A 3686-nucleotide genomic window follows, 5' to 3' on the forward strand; every position below is an offset into this window, starting at 1 on the left:
TTGCATTTTTGTTTTTCCACTCTAAAATTAACACCCTTTGTGGAATATAAATGTCATTATTATCTGCAGTGTTTAAATATTAGGTAAATAGCCTTATATTAGGCGAAAATTACCCCGTCCACCGTGTTGCCTCACCAGTTAATGTTACTTTCTTGCTTCAGCTAAAATGTTACCATCAGCACGGGTTCCATAGACCAGTTCTTTTACCACCCTGACCCGCCATTTCTGTAATCTGCGTTGCAGCGTTCTGCGATGGCCTTCTGTGAATTTACCCGGATGTGTGTTTTCAAGTTTTAGAAGCAATTCGGTGCTACCCAGTTGCGGTTCATCTTTCAGCCAGCATTCTATTTCGTTCCAGACATCCTGTTTGAATTTCAATGAAAATTATGCCATACGCCCTCGGACTTCGATCCAGTGTCTAACTTTTGGGGCGCAGTTCAATTTTGTAGTGGGAACCGAAGTGTCAGGTATGCAGAAAAATGTAACTCCCGGCAGGCGTAAAGACCGCCCTAATTATCCTCCCGAATTTAAGCAGCAGCTCGTTGTGGCTTCCTGTGAACCCGGCGTGTCGATATCAAAACTGGCACTTGAAAACGGCATCAATGCCAATCTGTTATTTAAATGGCGCCAGCAGTGGCGCGAGGGAAAGCGGCTGTTACCTTCCTCTGAGAGCCCTCAGCTACTTCCTGTGGCTCTCGATGCCACCGCCGTACAGTCAGAACCGCACGCAGAGAACCCTGAGGCCCTCAGTATCAGCTGTGAGGTAACATTCCCGCACGGAACACTTCGCCTCACCCGCACTGTCAGCGAAAACCTCCTGACTCTGCTGATACAGGAGCTCAAACAGTGATCCCGTTACCAGCAGGCACCAAAATATGGCTGGTTTCCTAGTATGCGACACCACTCCGGTCATCCACCACGCTGAACAGCAACAGAGCAGGTTCGCCACGAGCAGGATCTACCCAGTCAGGGCGTTCAATATGTTTGAGATCGGACGGTGACATATCAAACGGCCAGCAGTCATTGCTGTTTTCAGCCTGAAATCTTACCGCCGGAGGCTCCCGTAACAGGCGGTGCTGGTCGAGACGTCAGCGGGAAAGCCAGCGATTAACGGTCTGCTTACGAAGCAAACCCCTGGGACTTTTTATCAGTCCCTGAATCGTCTCGACTCCGTGCTCTTCCAGTAACTGTATTGCCCGCCCGGTTGACAGATGGCGACCGGATTTATTCGTCGTTCGCAGTTTCAGCGCGGCAATCAGTTCACAGTAATGTTCCAGTTCCGACGAGGGAAGTATCCGGTGCTGACCATGATCGCGGCGGTGAGCTGTGCGTGGTCTGAGAATCAGGCGAAGGGCGCGATAGACCGTCGTGACTGAAATACCATACAACTGAGCGGCTGCGGCAATCCAGGTGGCCCGTTCAGAGCTTTTTGGCGGCAGGCGATCGAGCCGTTGCCGCAGTTGCAACAGGGAGTCAGCCGGGGTGGCACTACTACGCCGGCTGCTCGTAGTTTTCCAGCGCCCGGTAGACTGACGCCCTCCCGATCCCGAGCTGGCGGGCTATGGCCGTGGCCCCCATCTTCTCCGTGGTGTACAGACGCCAGACCTCTGCAGGGTCTATTGAGGGCTTTCTTCCCCGGTACACGCCCCGCGCTTTCGCCGCAGCAATCCCATCCATCAGGCGCTCCCGTCGAAGGTTGGTTTCAAACTCAGCAAAAACACCCGGCATATCGAGGAAGGCTTTGCCTGCGGCAGAACGCGTGTCCTGTTGCCCTGAGCGTTACGCCCTGCTGATTCAGGGCGTACACGATATCCTGCAGGTCCTTAATGCTGCGGGCCAGGCGATCCACGCGGGTCACCATCAGCGTATCACCGGGGCGCAGGAACTCCAGCAACAGCTGCAACTCGCTCCTTCCGGTCCGGCTGTTTCCGCTGACTTTTTCTGCACGAATGATTTCACAACCGGCAGCGCGGAGAATTTGTGTCTGCAGGGTAAGATCCTGGTCACTGGTTAATACGCGGGCGTAGCCGTAAAGCGCCATAATGATGAAAACTGTCTCATTTAACTCTGGATGGTGAAAACGTAACACCAGGATGAGACAAAAACATCCCAAATGAGACAGAAAAACTGTCTCACAGAATTGTTTGTTTTGGGTAACCGAACAGCATCGGCGCGAGCGCCTCAGAAGTAGCTCCCCACGCTAAAGCATGGGGCATTCAGATCGGAATCCCTCAAGGGCTAACAGCTCGCCTGTTAGCCCTTGAGGGATTAGACAAATCCGGCCATGCCGGATGCGTCAGTAAATATCGCTGAACGTTTTGCCTACACGCTCGTAAGCGGCTCTAACGACCCGATAACGCGGAGATACGCCCCAACTGCGGCTTCGCCTTGTTGTGACCACTCCGACCGCGCACAGAAGCCCCTGAGCCGCTTTTAGCGGGTTATGGCTTTGTAGGGTAAGGGATGGATAGTCGATCCCTTTCGATCCCTCATTGGTATCGGCGGCTAACCCTCAGTGCTACCTGTCATTTCATCTTGCCGCCTACATGCGCTGACGCGCATCAATCCCCGTTCCTCAATGGAACGAAAACTCACGCTAACAGGGTAGTGACCAGGTACCGCGATAACTGCCAACAATATTAGCTTACAGGTTAATTTTACCTTGCCTGAAATTAGCCTATAGGTTAATATTAATGGAAATGGGAGGTCATATGTTTAGCGTCGTTTATCACCCGGAAGCCAGGGAAGAAGCCACAGCATTACCCGTAAAAATCAGGGTGAAGTTTGACCGTCTCATCGGCAAACTGGAGTATGACGCCCGATTACTGCGGGAGCCGGACACGAAGCCCCTGGGCGACGGACTTTTTGAGATCCGCACGATGGGGACGGACATAGCCAGGGGCATCTGGGTATACCACAAAGGCAACACCATCATCATGCTCCGGGTTTTCATCAAGAAGTCACAGAAAACGCCAGCGAAAGAAATCGATCTCGCCAAAAAGCGGTTAGCGGAGGTACTTAATGAAACTGGTAAGCCATAAAGAACTGCATAACGAGTGGATGCAGGACGATGAATATCGCGCTGCATGGCAGGAAGAAGAACGCAAGGAGAAGCTCAGAGAGCTACTTGCGGAATGGCGTAAACATGACAACCTGACAAAAGCGCAGGTTGCTGAACGCATGGGGGTTACACCTCCGGTTATTTCCCGCCTGGAAAACAACATCACCAAAGCCAGCATCGATACACTGACCCGCTACGCTCACGCCTGCGGCATCAAGAAACCTGTCATTGCCCTGTACTGAACAACCAGCCCTCCGGGGCTGGCCTTTTTGTTTCGGTCAGTCCCAAAATTTGGTTCGCCAAATGCCTTTTATGTTAAATCCACGATTTCTATATAACAAATAGGGGGTGTAAGCGGGAACCGTCCAAAATTTTGTCACGTCTGTCACTTTTCGCTGATATTCCTTAGATTTGAGAAAATATGCCGTCTTCAATGCTATTTGTATATCGGCATAGGTGTTCTCCGCCAAAATCGCCGACCCAGGGTTGTAAGCGGGAACCCGCCAAAGTTATGTGAGAGCGCTACAGCTCACGCAGGAATCGCAGAATATTAGGCGACAATTACCCCGTCCGCATCGCGACAATTACTCTGGCCTGTTTGTAATCTGAGCGTCCTGTTTCTTCT

The 3686-nt window shown here is 51.8% G+C and carries 4 protein-coding genes and 2 pseudogenes; 3 read left to right on the forward strand and 3 right to left on the reverse strand.

The genetic code is table 11. From position 1 onward, the window contains the following. Nucleotides 1-144: 144 nt before the first annotated feature. The gene (locus FU672_RS24635; RefSeq protein WP_148245212.1) at nucleotides 145-378 is read right to left on the reverse strand and encodes a hypothetical protein; all 234 of its coding nucleotides are present in this window, start codon (nucleotides 376-378) and stop codon (nucleotides 145-147) included. 91 nt (nucleotides 379-469) lie between these two features. On the opposite strand from FU672_RS24635, the gene tnpA reads away from it, so the two are divergent. Continuing rightward, nucleotides 470-850, forward strand: a complete 381-nt coding sequence (tnpA, locus tag FU672_RS24640) for an IS66-like element accessory protein TnpA (protein WP_148245213.1) — start codon at nucleotides 470-472, stop codon at nucleotides 848-850. Between the two features lie 40 nt (nucleotides 851-890). Here the strand turns inward: tnpA and FU672_RS24645 are convergent. Both FU672_RS24645 and FU672_RS24650 read right to left on the reverse strand, forming a co-directional pair. After that, nucleotides 891-1469 (reverse strand): annotated as a pseudogene (locus FU672_RS24645) (transposase family protein); the annotation flags it as partial. A 22-nt stretch (nucleotides 1470-1491) separates the two neighbouring features. Beyond that, nucleotides 1492-2041, reverse strand: a pseudogene (locus FU672_RS24650) (recombinase family protein). A 670-nt stretch (nucleotides 2042-2711) separates the two neighbouring features. Between FU672_RS24650 and FU672_RS24655 the strand changes: the two are divergent. Both FU672_RS24655 and FU672_RS24660 read left to right on the forward strand, forming a co-directional pair. After that, on the forward strand, nucleotides 2712-3041 hold the full coding sequence (locus tag FU672_RS24655; RefSeq protein WP_000493286.1) for a type II toxin-antitoxin system RelE/ParE family toxin: 330 nt from the start codon (nucleotides 2712-2714) through the stop codon (nucleotides 3039-3041). Then, nucleotides 3022-3303, forward strand: a complete 282-nt coding sequence (locus FU672_RS24660; protein WP_000780222.1) for a helix-turn-helix domain-containing protein — start codon at nucleotides 3022-3024, stop codon at nucleotides 3301-3303. The genes FU672_RS24655 and FU672_RS24660 overlap by 20 nt, the downstream gene beginning before the upstream one ends. Nucleotides 3304-3686: the final 383 nt, after the last annotated feature.

Source organism: Enterobacter asburiae, from assembly GCF_008080435.1.
Lineage (GTDB): Bacteria > Pseudomonadota > Gammaproteobacteria > Enterobacterales > Enterobacteriaceae > Enterobacter > Enterobacter asburiae_C.

Bases quoted from the DNA above. Each gene is read 5' to 3' on its own strand.
- tnpA (WP_148245213.1), top strand. From the start codon at position 470: ATGCAGAAAAATGTAACTCCCGGCAGGCGTAAAGACCGCCCTAATTAT.
- FU672_RS24655 (WP_000493286.1), top strand. From the start codon at position 2,712: ATGTTTAGCGTCGTTTATCACCCGGAAGCCAGGGAAGAAGCCACAGCA.
- FU672_RS24660 (WP_000780222.1), top strand. From the start codon at position 3,022: ATGAAACTGGTAAGCCATAAAGAACTGCATAACGAGTGGATGCAGGAC.